Genomic DNA, 19051 nt, shown 5'->3' with positions numbered 1-19051 from the left:
TTATATATTGTAATAGGGTGAAACGCCACCATCATTGTTGGATTTGTAAGCGGCTTCTACTATGGCCATGGAATGCACCACATCTTCAACATTGGTATGAAGCATGTTGGATGAACCCTCTACATATCGCATCAAAGATGCCATGGTGCCAATAAAAGCATCCGGGAACCAAGAACCTTCCAGGTTTACTTCGACCCATTGAGGTGCTTCGCCTTCTTTTAAAATGCAGTATTGAAAAAGGTCTGGTTTTCCGTTTGGGTAATCTAGTAAGAGGCCAATTCTGGCTTTAATGGCGCCTTTGGTACCTTCCCATTTTACAAAACTCTCCTGATTCTTTTCACCAAAATTGTGGTCGTGATTGGTATTGATAATAGCTCGCATGGCATTACTATAATCCATTATAGTAGTAGTTCTGGTAGACGACATGGTTTTGGCAGGATTTTTAAGCGTTTTTGAATAAACTTTTTTAGGGTTTCCTAAGAACGAACGAATTAAATCTATATAGTGAATACTGTGTTGTTGGATTTCCAAACGCGGGTGATGCATCACATTAGGGAAGTATTCCCATGGTGTATACGTGGACAACCTAACTTCAAAGTCATATAGTTCTCCAATAAACCCGTTTTCTATTAAATATTTAGCGGCCATTATGTAAGGTGCAAAACGCATTTGACAGTTAATAGCTGCTTTTAACTTTTTTCTGCGGCAAACGCTCAAAATTTCTAAGGTTTGCTCATAATTATCCCCCATAGGCTTTTGAATCAACACTGCGGCTTCATCGGGTAATAATTCGAGGACTGCTACAAATTGGCTAGGCATTAATGTTAAGTCGAATACCGCATTTTCTGGAGCATCTGCTACCATATCTTCAACAGAATCATAAACATTAGGAATGTTGAATGTTTCTGCTAAATCCAATGCACGTTGTTTGGTCCTATTAGTGATTCCGGTTACATTAAAACCTACTTTTTTATAGGCGGGTAAATGTGCGTCACGAACAATACCACCTGCACCAATAATATAAATGGGCCTTTTTTCTTTTGGTAATTCTGGCTTATAAATGAGTTCCATAATTAAATATTTTCTATACGATTGATTTTTTCTTGAGCTCGGTTCAAGATGTTTTCAATAGGTTCCGAGGTGTTTATAACGTCTAAAACCAATTGGTCTATAACATCGGCAACTTCAGACCAATTTGATTTTCTGGGCAACGACTTGGTGTTTTGGTGGAGTGTTTCCAACTTGTAATAATAGGGAACTTCTTTGTTTACATCGGTATCGTGCCACGTAGATTTTCTACAACCTCCGGCACCCTCTAAAGTAAGTAGTTTGTCATTTTCGGCATTGATAGCAAATTTGATGAAGTCATATGCCAAATCTTTGTGTTTACTGCCACTACCAATCACGTACATCCAATAGGCGTTTAAAGAGCTGCCTTCTCCATTTGGTCCAGCAGGTACATTGGCAATATCTACTTTGCCTTTTACTTTAGACCCTTCAAAAAACTCACACATAGAGGCAAATCCGAACCAATTAACCATCATGGCCAAATTTCCATTTGCAAATGCCATCCCTGACTTTACAGAGTCGAAGTCTCGAGATTCTGGATGCATAGCTTTATCATTCTTTAAGGCTTTTCTATAAAAAGTCATTCCCTCAATAGCAGCTTGTGAGTTTAACTTAATGTTCTTATTGTCGTCAAAAAGCTCTCCACCTCGTGTCCAAAGTTGCAAGCAGAAATCAAAAACCGTATTGTGTCCGTCAGGATAAGCTGCAAACGTAGTTCCGTATAAACCTTCTTCTGGCCTGTTAAAAAACTCTGCCACTTCCATAAGGTCATCCCAAGTTTCCGGTATCTCTAGTGGTTTACCGTGTTTTTCATAGAAATTAACACCTTCTTCAACAGATTCAAATAAATCTTTTCTGTAAATTAAACATTCGGGACCATTATGAAAAGGTAATGCTACTGTTTTTCCTTCAAAGACTTGTTTTTGTAATAAGGAGTCAGACCATCCGTATGGGAAATCTTCTGGTGGATTTTTTTCAATTAATGGGGTTAAATCTTCTATAGAGCCAGATGTGTAAGCCTCGGTAATCCAATCGGTGTTTATGAGTGATACATCCCAATCGCCATTTTTTAAACCTTCGTCTTTTAAAATAGTATCATGTAAAGGGTGTAAATCCAAAGAAACAGCTTCTAACTCCAAGTCACAACCTGTTTCTTGGCAATATTTTTTCCATATTTTATCGATTGCCGATTCAAAGGCGTCAAATTTTCGTACTGCAATACTAAATTTTGTTGTCATTATGCAGAAATTAATTCGTTTATGATATTCTGTGTATGCTCGCCCAATGCAGGGGAGCCTAAAGGTGATTTTAAAATTTCACCATCAATTCTAATAGGGCAGCGTGTGGTCTGGTATTCAAAACCGTCTCCCATTCTTACATTCTGAATCATATCTAATACTTTAAAGCCTTCATGTTGAAATAACTCATCCCAATCCATGACATTGGCGCACCAAATGTCTGCTGGCTCTAAAATAGATAGCCAATACTCGGTAGTTTTCTGTGCAAGGGTACCTGCCAATTGAGCTTTGATTTCGTCCCTTTGATTATACCAGCTTTCAATTTCTTTAAACTCTTTAAGTTTTTCATTGCCTAATAATTCTCCTAAAAAAGGTATGGAACCCATGGCAAGAGCCAAATAACCATTAACAGTTGGATAAACCCCATAAGGAGCACCTAAGTAGGCATGGGCACTGTGTTGTTTAGGCCTAATTGTTGGTTGTCCGCCATCGTGATAAAAAGTGGTAATGAATTCAAATTGAAAATCTAAGATAGATTCTAGCATACTCACCGAAACTTTACAGCCCACTCCTGTTTTTGTTTGTTGTAATAAACCGGCTAAAATACCTTGAACCAAATGTGCTCCAGATAAAATGTCTGCTATAGCTAAGCCTACCGGTGTTGGACCATTGCCTTCATTCCCACTTAACCAGGTTAGGCCGGATAAAGACTGTAATAATAAATCTTGCCCTGGTTTTTTAGTCCAAGGACCTTCAGAACCATATCCCGAAATTTCGCCGTAAACTATTTTCGGATTTATTTTTTTTATAGTGTCATAATCAAAGCCAAGTCTATCTATTACTCCTGGGCGGAAATTATGAACTAAAACATCTGCTTTTTTTATGAGCTTTAGAACACGCTGCTTGTCAACATCGTATTTTAAATCTGCCTGAAAACTTTCTTTGTTTCTGTTGATAGCTCTAAATACTGATGATTCTCCATTTAAAATAGTGTTGGAAACGTATAGTTGCCTACAAATATCTCCTATTTCAGGGCGTTCAACTTTAATAACTCTGGCACCAAGGTCTGCCAGACGTAAGGTTGCCGATGGCGCTGATAAAAACTGGCTTAAATCTATAATTAATATGTCTTGTAATGGTTTCATTTTCTATTATAGATTAAATTCTTTAACGATGTCTTCTGTATGTTGTCCTACTCTTGGAGCGGGTTTGCTGGCAAAAATACGTTTGTCATTTATGCGAATCGGACAACGGGTTGTATGTACCTCTTCTCCTGAAAGTAAAGATAATTTCTGGTCCCATTGGAGTACTTTATATGCGTTATGATTTAATAAGGTCTTATAATCATAAACATCAGAGCACCAAATACCTTTCTGCTCCAATATTTCCAACCAATGTGATGTGGTTTCTTTTATTAAGAACGAACGCAGAATATCCATAATAGCATCTCGTTCTGTAAACCATGATTCTGGATTTGAGTATTCAGCTAGTGGCTCACATTGCAATACCTGGCCAAGCTTTGACAAATCTCCCATGGCCAAAGACAAATACCCGTCTTTGGTTTTGTAAATGCCATATGGCGTACCAAGGTAAGCGTGTGCAGCCCCTTGTTTGGCTCTAACAGGCTGTTTGTTGCCATCATTTAAATATGTGGTAATAACTTCAAATTGAAAATCTAAAGTAGATTCTAACAGGCTTACTTCAACAAGGGCGCCTTTTCCGGTTTTTTCTTTTCTAATTAAACTTGCTATAATGCCTTGTACTAAATGGGTTCCGGTTATTAAATCGGAGACGGCAACTCCTACGGGTATCGGGTTGTCATCTTTATTTCCAGTTAAATTTGCAAGGCCAGACATGCATTGAATCAACAAATCTTGCCCGGGTTTTTTAGCCCATGGCCCAGTAGTACCATATCCGGTTACTGTAGCATAAATCAATTTTGCGTTTATTTGTTGAACCGTATTATAATCCAACCCGATTTTTTCCATCACTCCTGGACGAAAATTGTGGGTCATCACATCTGCTCGCGCAATCAATTTTTTTATGCGTTCTAAATCTTCTGGGTCTTTAAGGTTTGCAGCATAAGACTCTTTATCTCGATTAACAGTATGGAATACTAGGCTGCTACCGTCTAAGAATAAATTCTTTAAAGCAATTTGTCTACAGCCTTCACCTTGAACAGGGCGTTCAATTTTTATAACACGTGCTCCAAGGTCGGCTAACTTTAAACCAGCCGAAGGCCCTGCCATGAATTGGGAGAATTCCAGAATTGTTATACCTTCTAATAGTTTCATCTATTTAGATTTCCAATGATTTTTTATACAATTTATTTAGTTGAGAGAGTAGGGCTTTTTCATCACCTCCGTTCATCATATAATCTGATATTGGTGCACCCGCCCTATCTTGAAAATAAATATGCCCGTTATATCTTGGTCTTAAGAATGCTCTATCTAATGCTGGTAAAGTATTTTTAAAGAAATTTGCCGACACTTCGTTAGTATGTGCGTCGATCCAGGCTTTTCTATGACCAGGTTGTCCGCCGTTGTCAAAAAATACAGTTTTTTGACAGGCTTCCGACCCTGTATACTCTACATATTTCATAACGGTTTCAATGTCATTTGTTTGGGCAGAAACGGCTAATCCAGTACCCCCTAGAGTGGAAATAGCACCAACACCATTAATCTCTATCATATCATGGAAGTGCAACTGTTTGCGGGCATAACCTTTTCTGCTATAATTGGTATAGCCATAAGCCCACGGACAATAAGCATATTTGTCGGTTTGAGTCATGGCCTCGAAGATTTGAATGGGGTTCCAATCAAAAATCTGTGGGTCCATTTCTATGGCCAGTTCCCTTAACATTTGTAATGCTTTTATTCCAATGGCTTCACTAACCACATAATCTGGAGAGGAACAAACTTCTTCGCCCAAATTGCAGCACATCATGTAAAAATTCATCAGGGTATCTTGTGGAATCCCAGGCATGATAACCAATCCTTGTTTTGCAAGCGCTAATAAATCATCATAAGTTTTAGGTAAATCTAAACCTTTTTTTTCAAAAATATCGGGGCGACTGGCAGCTACCGGTGTAGCGGCATCTACGGCCAAAGCCCATTGATGTCCGTTTGACGAATAACTCTCATGGGAACGACCAACTGTATTTTCTTCAAGGTCTTTCATGAATGCTTTAGGGAGGTACTCATCTAAGGGCAAAATCACATTGTTTTTACCTGCAAATCCTGCCCAGGGATGGTCAATTATTAACAAATCGTATCGTTTTGCTAATTGGTCTATGGGCTCGTCTGCAAAGGCTTGAAGTGAACGTTTCTCCCACACAATATCTACGTTAGGATTTAGTTCACAGAAACGTTGTGCTGTTGCTACTACAGATGTAAATCCCCTACTATGATTCCATGTAATTCCTTTTAGTTGTATACGTTCAGTACTCATTTTATGTTTTTTATTATCTGGTTATAGGTTAAAAACTTGTAATTTATTGAACCTGTTTTAGTTTCGATAGATGAAATTATTTTTGGACAGATGGCGGATGACTACTGACCTAAGTAGATACTAACAGGAAGTTCAGTCCTCCGTCTTCTGTCTTCTATTTTTTGTTTTCATCGAATTTTATTCAAAATCTGACCTATTTATTTTTAAGGTATATTGGTTTCATTTTTAATGGCCATTAGTTACATCACTGCCCAGTTTACTTCCGTAGGCAATGATGATGAATGATACTACCAAAACCACCAAGGCAATAATCAGTGTGAAATAGGTGCGTTTGGTTACCTGTTTCCATTCTTTTAATACAATACCTACTATATAACTGAAGAATATAAGCATGGACATGTGCAATACCCAACTGGCAAATTTATATGCTCCCATTTGTACATGACCAATGCCATAGAAGAAAAACTGTCCGTACCATAAAGCCCCACTTAAAACAGACATGCCTAAATTTAGATAGTAATTTTGTTTGCCTACTCCTTTTATATCCACGAGCTCCTTTAATGTATTGTTTTTAAGCCCAACTACGGTAAACCAAACAAAATTGGTGATAAAGGCGCCGCCTGTAGATAGGATTAAATTTGCATTACCTTCAAAATTTCCGGCACCGTAATTTCCTGCAATTTCAGCTACAGGGGCTCCAACTTCTAAAGAAATTCCAAAAACAGCAGATAACACCCCTGCTATAATGGTAAGTGTTAACCCTTTTTTCATGTTAAACGTTAAAGGTTCTCCACTATTGGCCTTGTTGCTTTTTAAATCTTTTTCCTTTCTATATCCTGCAATACCACAAATAATAATACCTATAAGTGCTAAAAACATGCCGAAGAAAATAGTATAGCCCCCAGGGCCGTTAAACTTCTCCATAAAAGTTCCGTGCATAATTAAAGGGACGATAGTTCCTAAAATGGCTGATATACCAATGGAAATGGTATAGGTTAATGAGTAACCTATATGGCGAATGGCAAAGCCAAAACACATCCCTCCAAAACCATAAATAGCTCCTAGTAAAGTGGCATTAAATAATACTGTAGAAGAAGCATCAGTAAAGACACTCATTAAGTTTGGAACGGTTAAAAATCCTATTAAAAACGGAAAGATAAACCAAGCGAAAGACGCTTGTACAATCCAATAAGAATCCCAAGACCATTTTTTTACTTTTTGAAAGGGAACGTAACAGGTTGACGCGGCTACGCCTCCAATAGCATGTATTATGGTGCCTAAAACTGGATTTGACATAATATTATTGGTCTTTTTAAAGAAATTTATTTCTATATACAAAAATAGATTTCAAATATGAAAATACAAATATAAAAATTATTTTTATATATGAAAATTTTAATATTTAAATAGTTTTATTAATATTGTTTTATAATGACTTAATAAAATGACTGCAAAAACAACAAGTTATGCTGCGCCAGCTCTGGATAGGGGGTTAGATATTCTTGAGTATTTATCTCTAGAAGGGGTTCCTTTAACACAGTTGGAAATAGCCCAGGGGATTAATAAGAAGTCTAGCGAGATATATAGAATGTTAATGCGCCTGGAAGAGAGAGGATATATTATAAGAGGCTCAAACGCAGGGAAATATAGACTGTCGTTAAAGATGTATGAGCTATCCCATAGGCATACACCTTTTTATGAGCTAAAACGAGCGGCGCATTACCCGATGCAATTATTAGCAGAAAAGGTCAGGGAATCTTGTCACTTGAGTATTATGCATAAGAATCAGCTTTTGGTTATTTCGCAAGCATCAAGCCCTAATCCCGTGTCCTTATCAATTGAAGAGGGGAGGCACTTTCCACTATCAATGACTATTTCAGGAAAAGTGCTGCTATCTTGTTTTTCTTCGGAAACAATAAAAAACATTTTGGCAAGAGATATGCATTATAAGAAATGGAGCAAAGCCCAGAAAGAAGTCATAAATAAGGAGATAAATGAAGCTAAGGAAAAAGGGTATTTATTTGCCGAGAGTGAATTGACGGGAGGCGTGACCGATATTGCAATTCCAATAGGGTCAAAAGGTTCTGAAGTGAGCAGTGTATTGGGAGTCTCTGTGTTCTCATCTAACCTTGAAAAAAAGAAAAACCTTGAAGATATCATTAATGCTTTGAAGGACACCCAAAAGAAAATCAATAGTTTGATTGGGCTTTAATCGAAAAGAATTTCTCGACGCTTTGCGTTGGGTTTCCTTGGAATTGTTATTCCCATTAAATCGAAGATTCATGAATTCAAAAATGTGAAATAAGAATTTATGAATAAAATGGGAATCTAAAGCCAAAATAAGACAAGCGAAATACTCCTATGGCTCTGCCTCGAGGATAGTTCGTTTCAAGAAATTTTTTAATTTAAGATATATTTTAACTAATCCTTTCTGTTTTCTAGAATGAGGTCAATGTTTTATAGTGATAAAGAACTTCTTGAAGAAATCGCTCTTGATAACCCAATAGCGTTTAAGGCATTGCACGATTTGTATGCAAGAGACATGTTTCTTTATGCTTTTAATATCTTAAATCATAAAGAATCTTGTGAAGATATTGTACAGAATATTTTTGTTGACTTTTGGCTGAAACGTAAAGACATGAAGATAACTAATGTTAAGTCTTACTTGTTTGTGGCTGTAAAATATCAGGTTTTCAATTATTTTAGGGATAAGAAAATTACAAAAGAAGATATTACCCGGCTTAATATATTGGAGATGTCTCCCAATGCTTCAAGAAAAATGGAATACCTAGAACTGGAGGAAACCATATTAGCTTCTGTTATGAAGCTGTCTAAACGATGCAGGGAAATATTCGAGTTGAGTAGGTTTCAACATAAATCTCACAAAGAAATTTCGGAAGAATTAGAAATTTCAATTCAAGCAGTTAAAAATCAAATTTCGAAAGCTTTGGTATTTTTAAGAAAAGAACTTCAGAATTAAAAGCACAGAAACTTATCAATAAAGCGCCTTGCTTGATAGATTAATAGAGTTATTAGCTATTTATGGAGCATCGTCGTAGCCCATAAAGTTGCCTCCTTTATCTAAGGCTTTTTTTCTCGATTAATAAATGGACATAAAAATCGAACGCTTGTTTAGATAAGGTTGCTCCATCAGACAAATCAATACCTCTGCAAAATACATCTAACAGACCCAAATACTATTTGCAAAATTCATCTGACTTATCATCTATACCAAATAATTGAAATGATAAGTTTCCGCAATTAGACATACCGATGCTTCCATTAAATCCAATTTGATTTAATCCATGAATGCTACGCAATATACTTATCAATAAAAATATATTTTGATTTCAGTAGCGTTCGAAATGACAAACCAGCTCTAAAACGAGTTTTATTCTTAGACCAATTTTATTCATTCTAATATTTTTTTGTTTTTAGTAGGAACGGGAGTGTGGCTATAAATCAAACAATAATATTACAGCTCCTAAAGCGCACTATAATTGGAAAAATTGGTCTTAAATCTATTATATATAGACTAGAATTTTACTTCCTAAATAAAAAAATTAAAAAAAAAATGACTTTAGACATGTACCAAGACGTTTATTTTGTTACCTATTATAAAACCCCAACACTTAAAAGGTGGATTAATGCATAAAACATGAATGAAAAAGAGGTGAAAAAGCTTTTCACAAAATATATTAATAATGAGTGTTCTAAAGAAGAACAAGAATTATTGGATGCGTTTTTAGATTCTTATCAAGATAAAGAGCATGTTTGGCCAAAATTCAAAATTGATAGCGAAGAAACGTTTAAAAAGAAATCATGGACAAAAATAGAGCCTTACGTTAATAATAAGGATAAAAAAGTGAAAAATTTATTTGGCGGTTACCTAAAGTACATAGCTGCTGCATCGGTACTACTTATTTTTGGGCTTACCCTATTTTTTAATGAAAAAAACGAACAACAACCTATTGCCCCAGTTACTGTAAATACGAGTGTTGCGCCAGGTGTTGATAAGGCAACATTAACATTAGAAGATGGTTCTCAAGTAGTTTTAGAAAGTGGGATGTCTTTTCAAACTAATAATGCGAATAGTAATGGAGAGGAAATTGTGTATGAAACTGGGGCAAAAACGCACACAAAGACGGTATATAATCATCTCACCATACCAAGAGGAGGGCAATTCTCTGTTAAACTTTCGGATGGAACACAAGTATGGTTGAATTCAGAATCTCAATTAAAGTACCCGGTTCACTTTAAAGAAGGAGAGGTTAGGCAAGTTGAATTAGTTTATGGAGAAGCTTATTTTGATGTGTCCACAAGTGAAAAAAATCATGGTGATGGCTTTAGGGTAAGTTGTAATGAACAAGATGTATATGTACTTGGAACAGAATTTAATATAAAGGCTTATAAAGACGAAACGAATGTTTATACCACTCTGGTAGAAGGCAAAGTTGATGTGAATACTGAAAATGGAAATCAGGTCTTAACCCCCAATCAACAGCTAAATCTAGATGTGAATACGGGTGTATCTTCCGTTTTAGAGGTAGATGTATATAATGAAGTATCCTGGAAGGAAGGTGTGTTTAGTTTTAATTCTAAATCACTTAAAGAAATGATGAAGGTACTTTCCAGATGGTACGATATGGATATAGTATTTAAAAATAAAACAATTGAAAACGAAGAGTTTGTAGGAATCCTAAGAAAAAACGAAAATTTAGAGGATATTCTTAGAAGTATTAAAAACTTCGGCGTTATTAAAAATTTCGAAATAGATGATAAAAAAGTAATATTAGAATAAAAGAAAAGGGGACTGAAGGTCAAACATTTAGCGGTGTCAAAGACTTCACATCCCCCGAGTTCATTTAATTAAACAGAAGTCTAACTAAACTATGTAAATTTATGGAAATTAAATTAATTAAAAGCCACTTTCCAGCAGGAAAGAAGTGCCTAATCGTAATTATGAGAGTGATGATTTTTTTTATGTGTACAACCGTTTTCTGTCTAACGACAGACAACTCATTTTCTCAGGTTGAGGTTGTCATTGAGAAAAATGAATCGGTTGTCATTGATGAAGTATTTAAAATCATAAAAAAACAAACCGATTATAGTTTTGTATACCCTAAAAAACTATTCTTAAATAAACCTAAAGTCTCATTAAAGAAAGGAAAGATAAGTGTGTCAGAATTATTAAATCAGAGCTTATTGAGTATCAATCTTAGTTTTGAATTTACTGAGCGCAATACCATATTAATTAAGAAAAAGCCTGTTATTAAAGATGTTAAGCCTGTACAAAGAGAAATAAAGGGTAGTGTTACAAGCAGTCAAGGAGACCCCTTATCTGGAGTAAGTATTATTATTGTTGGGACAACCAATGGTACTACTTCAGATTTTGACGGAAATTATATAATCAATGCCAACAAAGGCGATGTACTACGGTTTTCCTATGTAGGAATGAAGACTGTTGAAATAATAGTTGGTGAAAAGGACACAGTAAACGTAGTTCTTGAAGAAGATTCACTAGCTTTAAGTAATGTGATTATTACAGGAACAGCCAGAAAGACACAAACGGCCTTAGAGACCTCGTATGGCGTAGCTATTTTAGGGCCAGCTGTTATGGATAGAGAGATGCCTGTTGGGGTTGTAGATTTAATAGATGCTGTTCCTGGTTTATATGGAGAGCCTTCAGGTGGAGATGTTAATACACTTTTAACGGCCCGTGGTACTACGGGAGGGTTTAATTCGTTTATAAGTCTTCAGGAAGACGGATTGCCCGTATTGTATACCCCATTTTTAACAGAATATGAAATTCGTCCGGATGCTACTTATGATAGAATTGAAACAGTATTAGGCGGGCCTTCGGGAATATTTACGGCTCAAGGAGCAGCCGCATCTGTGAATTTTATCAGCCGTATTCCAAAAAGTGTTAGAGGCGAAGTGCGTCTTGCCGTTACAGATTACGGACGTATTCGTACAGACCTTTTTTACGGTGGACCAATTAACGATAATGGTTGGTATGCTACTATTGGGGGATATTATAGAAGAGGTGATGGCGTTAGAGATGTTGGTTTTACAGGAGACCATGGTGGGCAAATAAGAGCAAACCTTAAAAAAGTTTTTGAAAACGGAGACGTTACCTTTAGCTATAAGGGTATTCGAGACCATTCTATTTTTTACTGGGCAGTACCAACCGATGCCAGTGGAGACGGAAACCCTAAGGCTATTCCTGGATTAGACCCAAGAAATGAAAGCCTCATGGGGCCAGACGTTAAAACCATGCACTTAAAAACAAGGAATGGTACCCAAATCATTGATTTAGATACTGGTCAAGAATCTATTACCGACCAATTTTCTGTTAAGTTTAATTACGATTTGGGTAGTGGGTTTCGTGTAAAGGAGCATGCCCGTATTTCTAACATAAATACAAATGGCGTAGATTTACGCACGCGTTGGTTTAATTCTATGTTGGTAGCTTCAGATTATGTTGCAGACCAAACCACAGTTTTACTAGATGCCTTCCCTAGTGCTGTTAGTACTCAATTGGTAAGGGTAAATGATGGTCAGGTGGTTAATAACCCTTCTACATTGAATGGAAATGGTCTGCTCTTACTTCAAGAGATGCTTTCGTATCAAAAAGAGCACAGGAATTTTATTAATGACTTCCAGTTGACTTATGAAAAAGATAATTTTATCGCTACTGCAGGATTGCAGTATTGGGATATGGCTACGAAATCAAGCTATGTTTCAGGGCATTTTTTAACGGATGCTAAACACCAGTCTGAACGTTATGACATTGAAGCTTTGGATGCAAATGGCGATGCTGTTGGTCATTTAACCGATGCTGGTGTTGTTACCCATAGTTTATTGGATAATCATGGTTCATTAGATACAAGGTCTACCAATCCATATCTTAATATTCAGGTTCAGCCTATAGAAGGTTTATGGTTAGATGCTGGTATTAGACATGAAACCGTGAGGTTTAACGCAACAGGAGAAGGTGCTGATGGTTCCGCACCTTTAGACCCTAGCTCTAATATTTTGGCCAATAGAGCATATGGTTGGTTTGCTAGGAACGGTCAATTGTATAACGGGACTATTAGTGCTTCCGAAACTACTTGGACGGTAGGAGCTAATTTTAAGTTTAGCGATAATTTTGCAGTTTATGGTAGATATACCAAGGCTCATGACTTTGCAGCTAGTAATGAATTTAGTTATTTTAACGCTGGAACACCAAACCTTGGATTGGTTAATGACCCAGCAAAACTTAATTTTGGAGAAATAGGGCTACGTTATCAAAGTAAGACTTTAGCCTTTTGGGCGACGGCATTCTTCTCGGAAAACTTGGGCTTCCCAGTTAGGTCTATAGACCCAGAAACAGCAGCATTAGATTTTACAGCAGCAGATAATAAGACTTCAGGTATTGAATTCTCAAGTACGTGGAAGCCTATTACCGAGCTTTCTTTTGAATTTAGTGGTGTTATCCAAAGTTCTAAAATAGAGAAAACAGCTTCAAACGACCTTATCGTTGGAAAAAGACCTGCAAGGATTCCTAATACACAATTACGATTTGTTCCAACATTTAATTTTAATAAAGGAAAAGCTTATGTTAGTGCACAGTATGTAGGTAACCGATTTGCAGATGGTGCTAATTCTTTAGAGTTCGACCCGTATACATCTTTTGATGCAGGTGTTAACTATGACTTTACTGATAATCTAATGTTGTCTTTACAAGCTACAAACCTAACAAATGTATTAGCTTATACGCAAGGTAATCCTAATGATGGTAATGGTCCTGTAGATGTGTTAGTAGGTGGTAAGTACGCACTTGCCCAAGCACTTCCAGGTACTGTAATTAGTACGTCTTTAATTTTTAAGTTTTAATATAAATTCTATTGATAATACAGTTCGGCTAAGAACTGATATTGTCTGTAAAGGTGCCAAGTACAATAAAAGTCAAGGAATCAACTTTTATTGTACTTGGCATCGTTTTTTATGATAGCAATTTACTAATGTACTGCCTATCGGTATTTTTATAATAAAAAGCCTAGTATTTTATTTATTAAACTATGATAAATAGTTTTATGTATATTTGGTTAGGTGTGAAAAATTGACGTTTCACCATTGTTTCGTCTTATTATTAAAGTGTAAAAATACAGTATAAATGCAGGGTTTTTAGAAAAATTTCGAATCCTGTTATAACATTATTACGTAAAATACAGTTTAATTCATTGCCCTCAGTTTATAGGAACTGCGGGGGGTTTGTTTTTAGTTGATTTTGAAACAATTCGTTTAATGTCATTTTTGTTCTACCAATGTTTCGGCAAAATTAGAAAACTACGGGGACGACAATAAAGTTTTTTATTCACAAGGGCGAAAAAAGTACAATAGACAACCGATGCCCGCTCTACCTTCGAATAGTACATGAAAGGAAAAAATCGGAAGAACGAATTAGAGCGACTTTGATTAATGAATTTGATGTTCATACTTTACTAAAAACCACTGCGAAAGACCAACCAACTTTCCATCTATGTTAGTCATCGTAAACGGCAAATATTCTGAGATAAGCGTTAAACTAAATTTTCGGGAAAAAGAATGGGACTCTACAAAAAAATAAGGGGTTAAGGGTAACTTGGAAAGGATACGAGTATTGAACTCTTATCTTGATTAAGTTTATAACAGAATACTTGATAATCATAAAGAATTAATAGAGGAGTATAAGGTAATATCAGATAACGCTATTAAATCTCGGTATTTGAGAGAGGACAAAAATAAAAAGACCTTAAAAGAACTAACATTGACTAAATAACTGTTGGAATAGATAATAACTATTGGATATGCAACAAACGAGAGAGAAAACTAATGAAATTATAAATACGCCTTTATTGCTATAAGCTTGGGAAATTATAAACGACTAAAGTAAGTAACAAAAGCTGACAAGGACAAAAAAGTTTAACGATAAGCCCAAACTAAAAAACAAACAAATGTTTAAAGAAAATAGCTAATTATTTTGGAATACACGTAAAGTATAGATAGTTTTTAAATGCTTGTATTAACTGTACCATTTTGTAAAAATCACTTTTTTAAGTGTTTATATACGCATTTGTTAGACCTAAATTGCAATATTTACCCAAAATATAGATTTAAAAAGTTATTATTTAAATTTAGTAGAATCTTCATTTTTTTAAGAACTATAAAAATCTTAATCGTGGAATGCTTATATGCTTTATTGGATAATTTTCGTGTCATTATCCGTAAACAATGGTTTAGATTACCCAAATGCTGATAATCTTAGTTAAAAAATAGAGTGCTTTGTTAAGATTTCACGAAACAATAGATAGCTCTATTATATGCTCTCGAATACTCAATTGCAAAAGTATAAAGAAGTACATTTTAAAGTTTAAATAGGTTAGCTAGTGTGGATAGAGATGTACGCAAGTACACGCAAGTACAAAACAGCAAACTACTGGAGGGAACTGAACTTTATCAAACTACGATTAGTTAGCTCTTATTACCTTTTTATTTAATACCAAATAAATCCAAACAACATCAAATTGAATTACACAATGAAAAAGTACAAAATGTTGTACCTATGTTGTACCTGAGTAAAAAATGAGGGTTATTTTAAAAGAAAAAAGTCGAAAATTACTCTCCGACTTTTTGTGCGGGCGGGGAGACTCGAACTCCCACACCTCGCGGCACTAGATCCTAAGTCTAGCGTGTCTACCAATTCCACCACGCCCGCAAAAGGACTGCAAATATAAACAAGATTTTTAAATTCCAAACTCAATAGCGTAATTTAATTAAAATAAATTTATCTGAAATCGTTCATTTCATAATCAAATTAGTATTAACCATTTAAAACATTCTTTTTTTATACTTTTGAACGAACTATACAATTACTTCATGAATAACATTCAATCTTATATAAAAGAAAATAAAGACCGATTTCTAAATGAATTAATAGAACTCCTTAAAATACCTTCTATAAGTGCAGATTCGACTTATAAAAATGATGTTTTAAAAACGGCTGCAATTATCAAGGCTAGTTTAGTAAAAGCTGGATGCGATATGGTTGAAATTTGTAAAACAGATGGATACCCTATTGTTTACGGTGAAAAAATCATAGATAAAAACTTGCCAACTGTTTTGGTTTACGGACACTATGATGTACAACCACCAGACCCATTAGATCTTTGGAACTCGCCCCCTTTTGAGCCTGTGATTAAAAAAACAGCATTACATCCTGAAGGTGCTATTTTTGCTCGTGGTGCATGTGATGATAAAGGGCAAATGTATATGCATGTAAAGGCTTTGGAGTTTATGACTTCTACAGACCAACTACCTTGTAATGTAAAATTTATGATTGAAGGTGAAGAAGAGGTAGGCAGCTCTAACCTTGCTGTTTTTGTAAAAAACAATCAGGAAAAACTAAAAAATGATGTTATTCTTATTTCTGATACGGGAATGATTGCTCAAGATGTTCCTTCTATTACAACTGGCTTACGTGGACTAAGCTATGTAGAGGTTGAAGTTACTGGGCCTAATCGTGATTTACATTCTGGACTGTATGGAGGTGCCGTGGCAAACCCAATAAATATTTTAACAAAAATGATTGCGTCACTTCATGACGAAAATAATCATATTACTATTCCAGGTTTTTATGATAAGGTGGAAGAACTCTCTAAAGAAGAACGTGCAGAAATGGCTAAAGCACCATTTAGTTTAGATGCTTATAAAAAAGCTTTAGATATACAAGCTGTATATGGAGAAACTGGATATACTACTAATGAGCGTAACTCCATTCGACCTACTTTAGATGTTAATGGTATTTGGGGAGGTTATATTGGTGAAGGAGCAAAAACGGTTATAGCAAGCAAAGCCTATGCTAAAATTTCTATGCGTTTAGTACCTCATCAAGATTGGGAGGACATTACTCAGTTATTTAAAAATCATTTTGAAAGTATTGCTCCAGAAGGGGTTACTGTAAAAGTAACACCGCATCATGGAGGTCAAGGTTATGTAACTCCTATAAACAGTATTGGTTATAAAGCTGCCAGTAAAGCTTACCAAGATACTTTTGGCAAAACGCCTATCCCACAACGTAGTGGTGGTAGCATTCCCATTGTATCTCTTTTTGAGCAAGAGCTAAAAAGTAAAACCATACTTATGGGCTTTGGTTTAGATAGTGATGCCATTCACTCACCGAACGAGCATTTTGGGATTTTCAATTATTTAAAAGGTATCGAAACCATTCCTTTATTCTATAAATATTTCACCGAACTATCAAAATAATCTAGATGTTACCGTTTGCTTTGACTAAGCTCAAAGCAAACGATAGCTCTTGGAATTTATCTTGAGCATAGTCGAAAGGTTACAATCTTTTTACTCGTGCCTCTTAAAAAGGATTTCCATTGCAATCGCTAACACAATTATGAATAACCAACATATAAAAAACGTTCTAGAGCTTAGTTTTGCAACGTTAATAGTAAGTTCGTCTGCCGTTTTAGGAAAATATATAGATATGCCTACTCCTCTAATTATTTGGTGGAGAGCTTCGCTGGCTTTAATTATATTGTATGTTTTTTGTAGAATTAAAAAAATTAGTCTAAAGATATACTCTACAAAAGATAAATCAACATTCTTTTTAAGTGCATTATTTTTAGGAGCTCATTGGCTTACTTATTTCTATTCTATAAAATTATCAAATGTTTCCATTGGTATACTTTCATTATTTACATTTCCAGCTATAACGTCTATTTTAGAACCTTTGTTTACAAGAACAAAAGTTAATAAAATCCATTTGTTAATGGGGGTTTTGGTCTTAATTGGAATTTATATGCTAGTACCAGAATTTAATATTGAGAATTCTGACGTAAAAGGTATACTTTGGGGTGTCTTCTCTGCTTTATTCTTTTCGTTAAGAAACATCATTATAAAAAATAGTTCTCAAAAATACAATGGTACCATGATTATGATGTACCAGCTTTTAATAGTTACTATTGTACTTTCTCCGGTTTTATACTTTTTGGGTATTTCAGAAATCAAAACACAGTACCCGTACATAATAATGTTAGCCTTACTAGCTACTGCCATTGGACATAGTTTGTTTATAAAAAGTCTTAAACACTTTTCTGCAAGTACAGCAAGCATTATTATTAGCACACAGCCGCTTTACGCTATTATTCTGGCTTTTATTTTTTTAAAAGAAATACCAGATTCAAACATTTTTATTGGTGGTACTTTGATTGTTTCTACAGTTATTGTCGAAAGCATCTTATCTAAAAAGAGGTAAGTATTACTCCATTTTTTATGAAATCATGTAACAAATTGATCGCCTAAACGTTCTAATAGTCAATCAATCAAAATAAATCACATTATGTTAAAGCAATTTTTTATTATCTGCTCGGGTTCGGATACCGATATTTTAGAGCAATGTTCTAAAGGTGAACAAAACAAATATGCAGGTATTGGCGCTACTGTTTTCTTTACTGCTGTTATGGCCTTTATAGCTGCTAGTTATGCCCTTTACACTGTTTTCGACAATGTATTTATTGCCATTGGCTTTGGTTTTATTTGGGGCTTACTTATCTTTAATTTAGACCGATATATTGTTTCTACTATTAAAAAAACAGGAAATGTAATAGATGAACTCATACAAGCATCTCCCAGAATAGTACTAGCCGTTATTATTGCCATTGTTATTTCTAAGCCATTAGAATTGAAGATTTTTGAAAAAGAAATCAATCAGGTATTATTAGAACAAAAGAATGAACTAACCTTAGCAAATAAAAATCAAATTGCCGAGCAATTTACTCCAGCAATCCAAGGTTTAAATAATGACATTGCTACTTTACAACAACAAATAGATACAAAAGAAACTGAGGTAAATGCCTTATACGACACTTATATTGCCGAAGCTGAAGGTACAGCAGGGACTAAACTATTAGGTAAAGGCCCTGTTTATAAAGAAAAACGAGAAAAGCACGACGCTTTGTTGGCCGAATTACAACAGTTAAAAGCTGAGAATAAGTCAAAAATCACTGCTGCAGAAAATCAAATTGCGACACTTAAAGGTAATTATGAATCTAAAATTGTAACCACACAACCCGTCATTAATAATTTTGATGGTTTAATGGCTCGTGTAAACGCATTAGGAAAGCTACCTTGGTTACTAGTAGTGGTCGGAAGAAATTCTGACCACTTTTTTTATGTTTCTTTTTTAAAAATCATATTGGGATCACCTCCAGTATGAGTTATAATTATTGCAATTGCAAGGTTCCTAATTTCCATTTTCA

The 19051-nt window shown here is 35.1% G+C and carries 12 protein-coding genes, 1 tRNA gene and 1 pseudogene; 7 read left to right on the top strand and 7 right to left on the bottom strand.

What is annotated here, in order from left to right; genetic code table 11:
* The 6 genes from Q4Q39_RS00070 to Q4Q39_RS00045 all read right to left on the bottom strand — a co-directional run bounded on the left by Q4Q39_RS00070 (position 1) and on the right by Q4Q39_RS00045 (position 7052).
* Positions 1 to 1071: a Gfo/Idh/MocA family protein gene (locus Q4Q39_RS00070; RefSeq protein WP_303280332.1), complete on the bottom strand. Its 1071-nt coding sequence runs from the start codon at positions 1069 to 1071 to the stop codon at positions 1 to 3.
* Positions 1072 to 1073: 2 nt separating this feature from the next.
* Positions 1074 to 2306, bottom strand: a complete 1233-nt coding sequence (locus tag Q4Q39_RS00065; RefSeq protein ID WP_303280331.1) for an ABC transporter substrate-binding protein — start codon at positions 2304 to 2306, stop codon at positions 1074 to 1076.
* Complete coding sequence (locus tag Q4Q39_RS00060) at positions 2306 to 3451, bottom strand: CaiB/BaiF CoA transferase family protein (RefSeq protein WP_303280330.1); 1146 nt, start codon at positions 3449 to 3451, stop codon at positions 2306 to 2308. Before Q4Q39_RS00060 ends, Q4Q39_RS00065 begins: the two co-directional genes overlap by 1 nt.
* Positions 3452 to 3457: 6 nt before the next feature.
* Positions 3458 to 4600 (bottom strand): CaiB/BaiF CoA transferase family protein, encoded by a 1143-nt coding sequence (locus tag Q4Q39_RS00055; RefSeq protein WP_303280329.1) that lies wholly within the window; start codon positions 4598 to 4600, stop codon positions 3458 to 3460.
* Between the two features lie 4 nt (positions 4601 to 4604).
* Positions 4605 to 5756: an ABC transporter substrate-binding protein gene (locus Q4Q39_RS00050; protein ID WP_303280328.1), complete on the bottom strand. Its 1152-nt coding sequence runs from the start codon at positions 5754 to 5756 to the stop codon at positions 4605 to 4607.
* A gap of 225 nt (positions 5757 to 5981) precedes the next feature.
* Positions 5982 to 7052, bottom strand: a complete 1071-nt coding sequence (locus Q4Q39_RS00045) for an L-rhamnose/proton symporter RhaT (protein WP_303280327.1) — start codon at positions 7050 to 7052, stop codon at positions 5982 to 5984.
* A 148-nt stretch (positions 7053 to 7200) separates the two neighbouring features.
* On the opposite strand from Q4Q39_RS00045, the gene Q4Q39_RS00040 reads away from it, so the two are divergent.
* The 4 genes from Q4Q39_RS00040 (at position 7201) to Q4Q39_RS00025 (ending at position 13637) form a co-directional block, all read left to right on the top strand.
* The gene (locus tag Q4Q39_RS00040; protein ID WP_303280326.1) at positions 7201 to 7968 is read left to right on the top strand and encodes an IclR family transcriptional regulator; all 768 of its coding nucleotides are present in this window, start codon (positions 7201 to 7203) and stop codon (positions 7966 to 7968) included.
* A gap of 240 nt (positions 7969 to 8208) precedes the next feature.
* Positions 8209 to 8736: an RNA polymerase sigma-70 factor gene (locus Q4Q39_RS00035; RefSeq protein WP_303280325.1), complete on the top strand. Its 528-nt coding sequence runs from the start codon at positions 8209 to 8211 to the stop codon at positions 8734 to 8736.
* Positions 8737 to 9414: 678 nt separating this feature from the next.
* Entirely contained in the window at positions 9415 to 10557 is a 1143-nt protein-coding gene (locus Q4Q39_RS00030; protein WP_303280324.1) for a FecR family protein, read from the top strand.
* A gap of 101 nt (positions 10558 to 10658) precedes the next feature.
* Complete coding sequence (locus Q4Q39_RS00025) at positions 10659 to 13637, top strand: TonB-dependent receptor domain-containing protein (protein ID WP_303280323.1); 2979 nt, start codon at positions 10659 to 10661, stop codon at positions 13635 to 13637.
* A gap of 1779 nt (positions 13638 to 15416) precedes the next feature.
* Here the strand turns inward: Q4Q39_RS00025 and Q4Q39_RS00020 are convergent.
* Positions 15417 to 15498, bottom strand: a tRNA-Leu gene (locus Q4Q39_RS00020).
* A 161-nt stretch (positions 15499 to 15659) separates the two neighbouring features.
* Here Q4Q39_RS00020 and Q4Q39_RS00015 point away from each other — a divergent pair.
* The 3 genes and pseudogenes from Q4Q39_RS00015 to Q4Q39_RS00005 form a co-directional block, all read left to right on the top strand.
* Complete coding sequence (locus Q4Q39_RS00015; RefSeq protein ID WP_303280322.1) at positions 15660 to 17048, top strand: dipeptidase; 1389 nt, start codon at positions 15660 to 15662, stop codon at positions 17046 to 17048.
* A gap of 139 nt (positions 17049 to 17187) precedes the next feature.
* Positions 17188 to 18048, top strand: coding sequence for a DMT family transporter (locus Q4Q39_RS00010; RefSeq protein ID WP_303280321.1), 861 nt, complete (start codon positions 17188 to 17190; stop codon positions 18046 to 18048).
* An 84-nt stretch (positions 18049 to 18132) separates the two neighbouring features.
* Positions 18133 to 18984, top strand: a pseudogene (locus Q4Q39_RS00005) (DUF4407 domain-containing protein); the annotation flags it as partial.
* Between the last annotated feature and the right edge of the window lie 67 nt (positions 18985 to 19051).

The organism is Flavivirga amylovorans (assembly GCF_030540875.1).
GTDB lineage: Bacteria > Bacteroidota > Bacteroidia > Flavobacteriales > Flavobacteriaceae > Flavivirga > Flavivirga amylovorans.
This window is presented reverse-complemented; position numbering and strand designations above follow the sequence as displayed.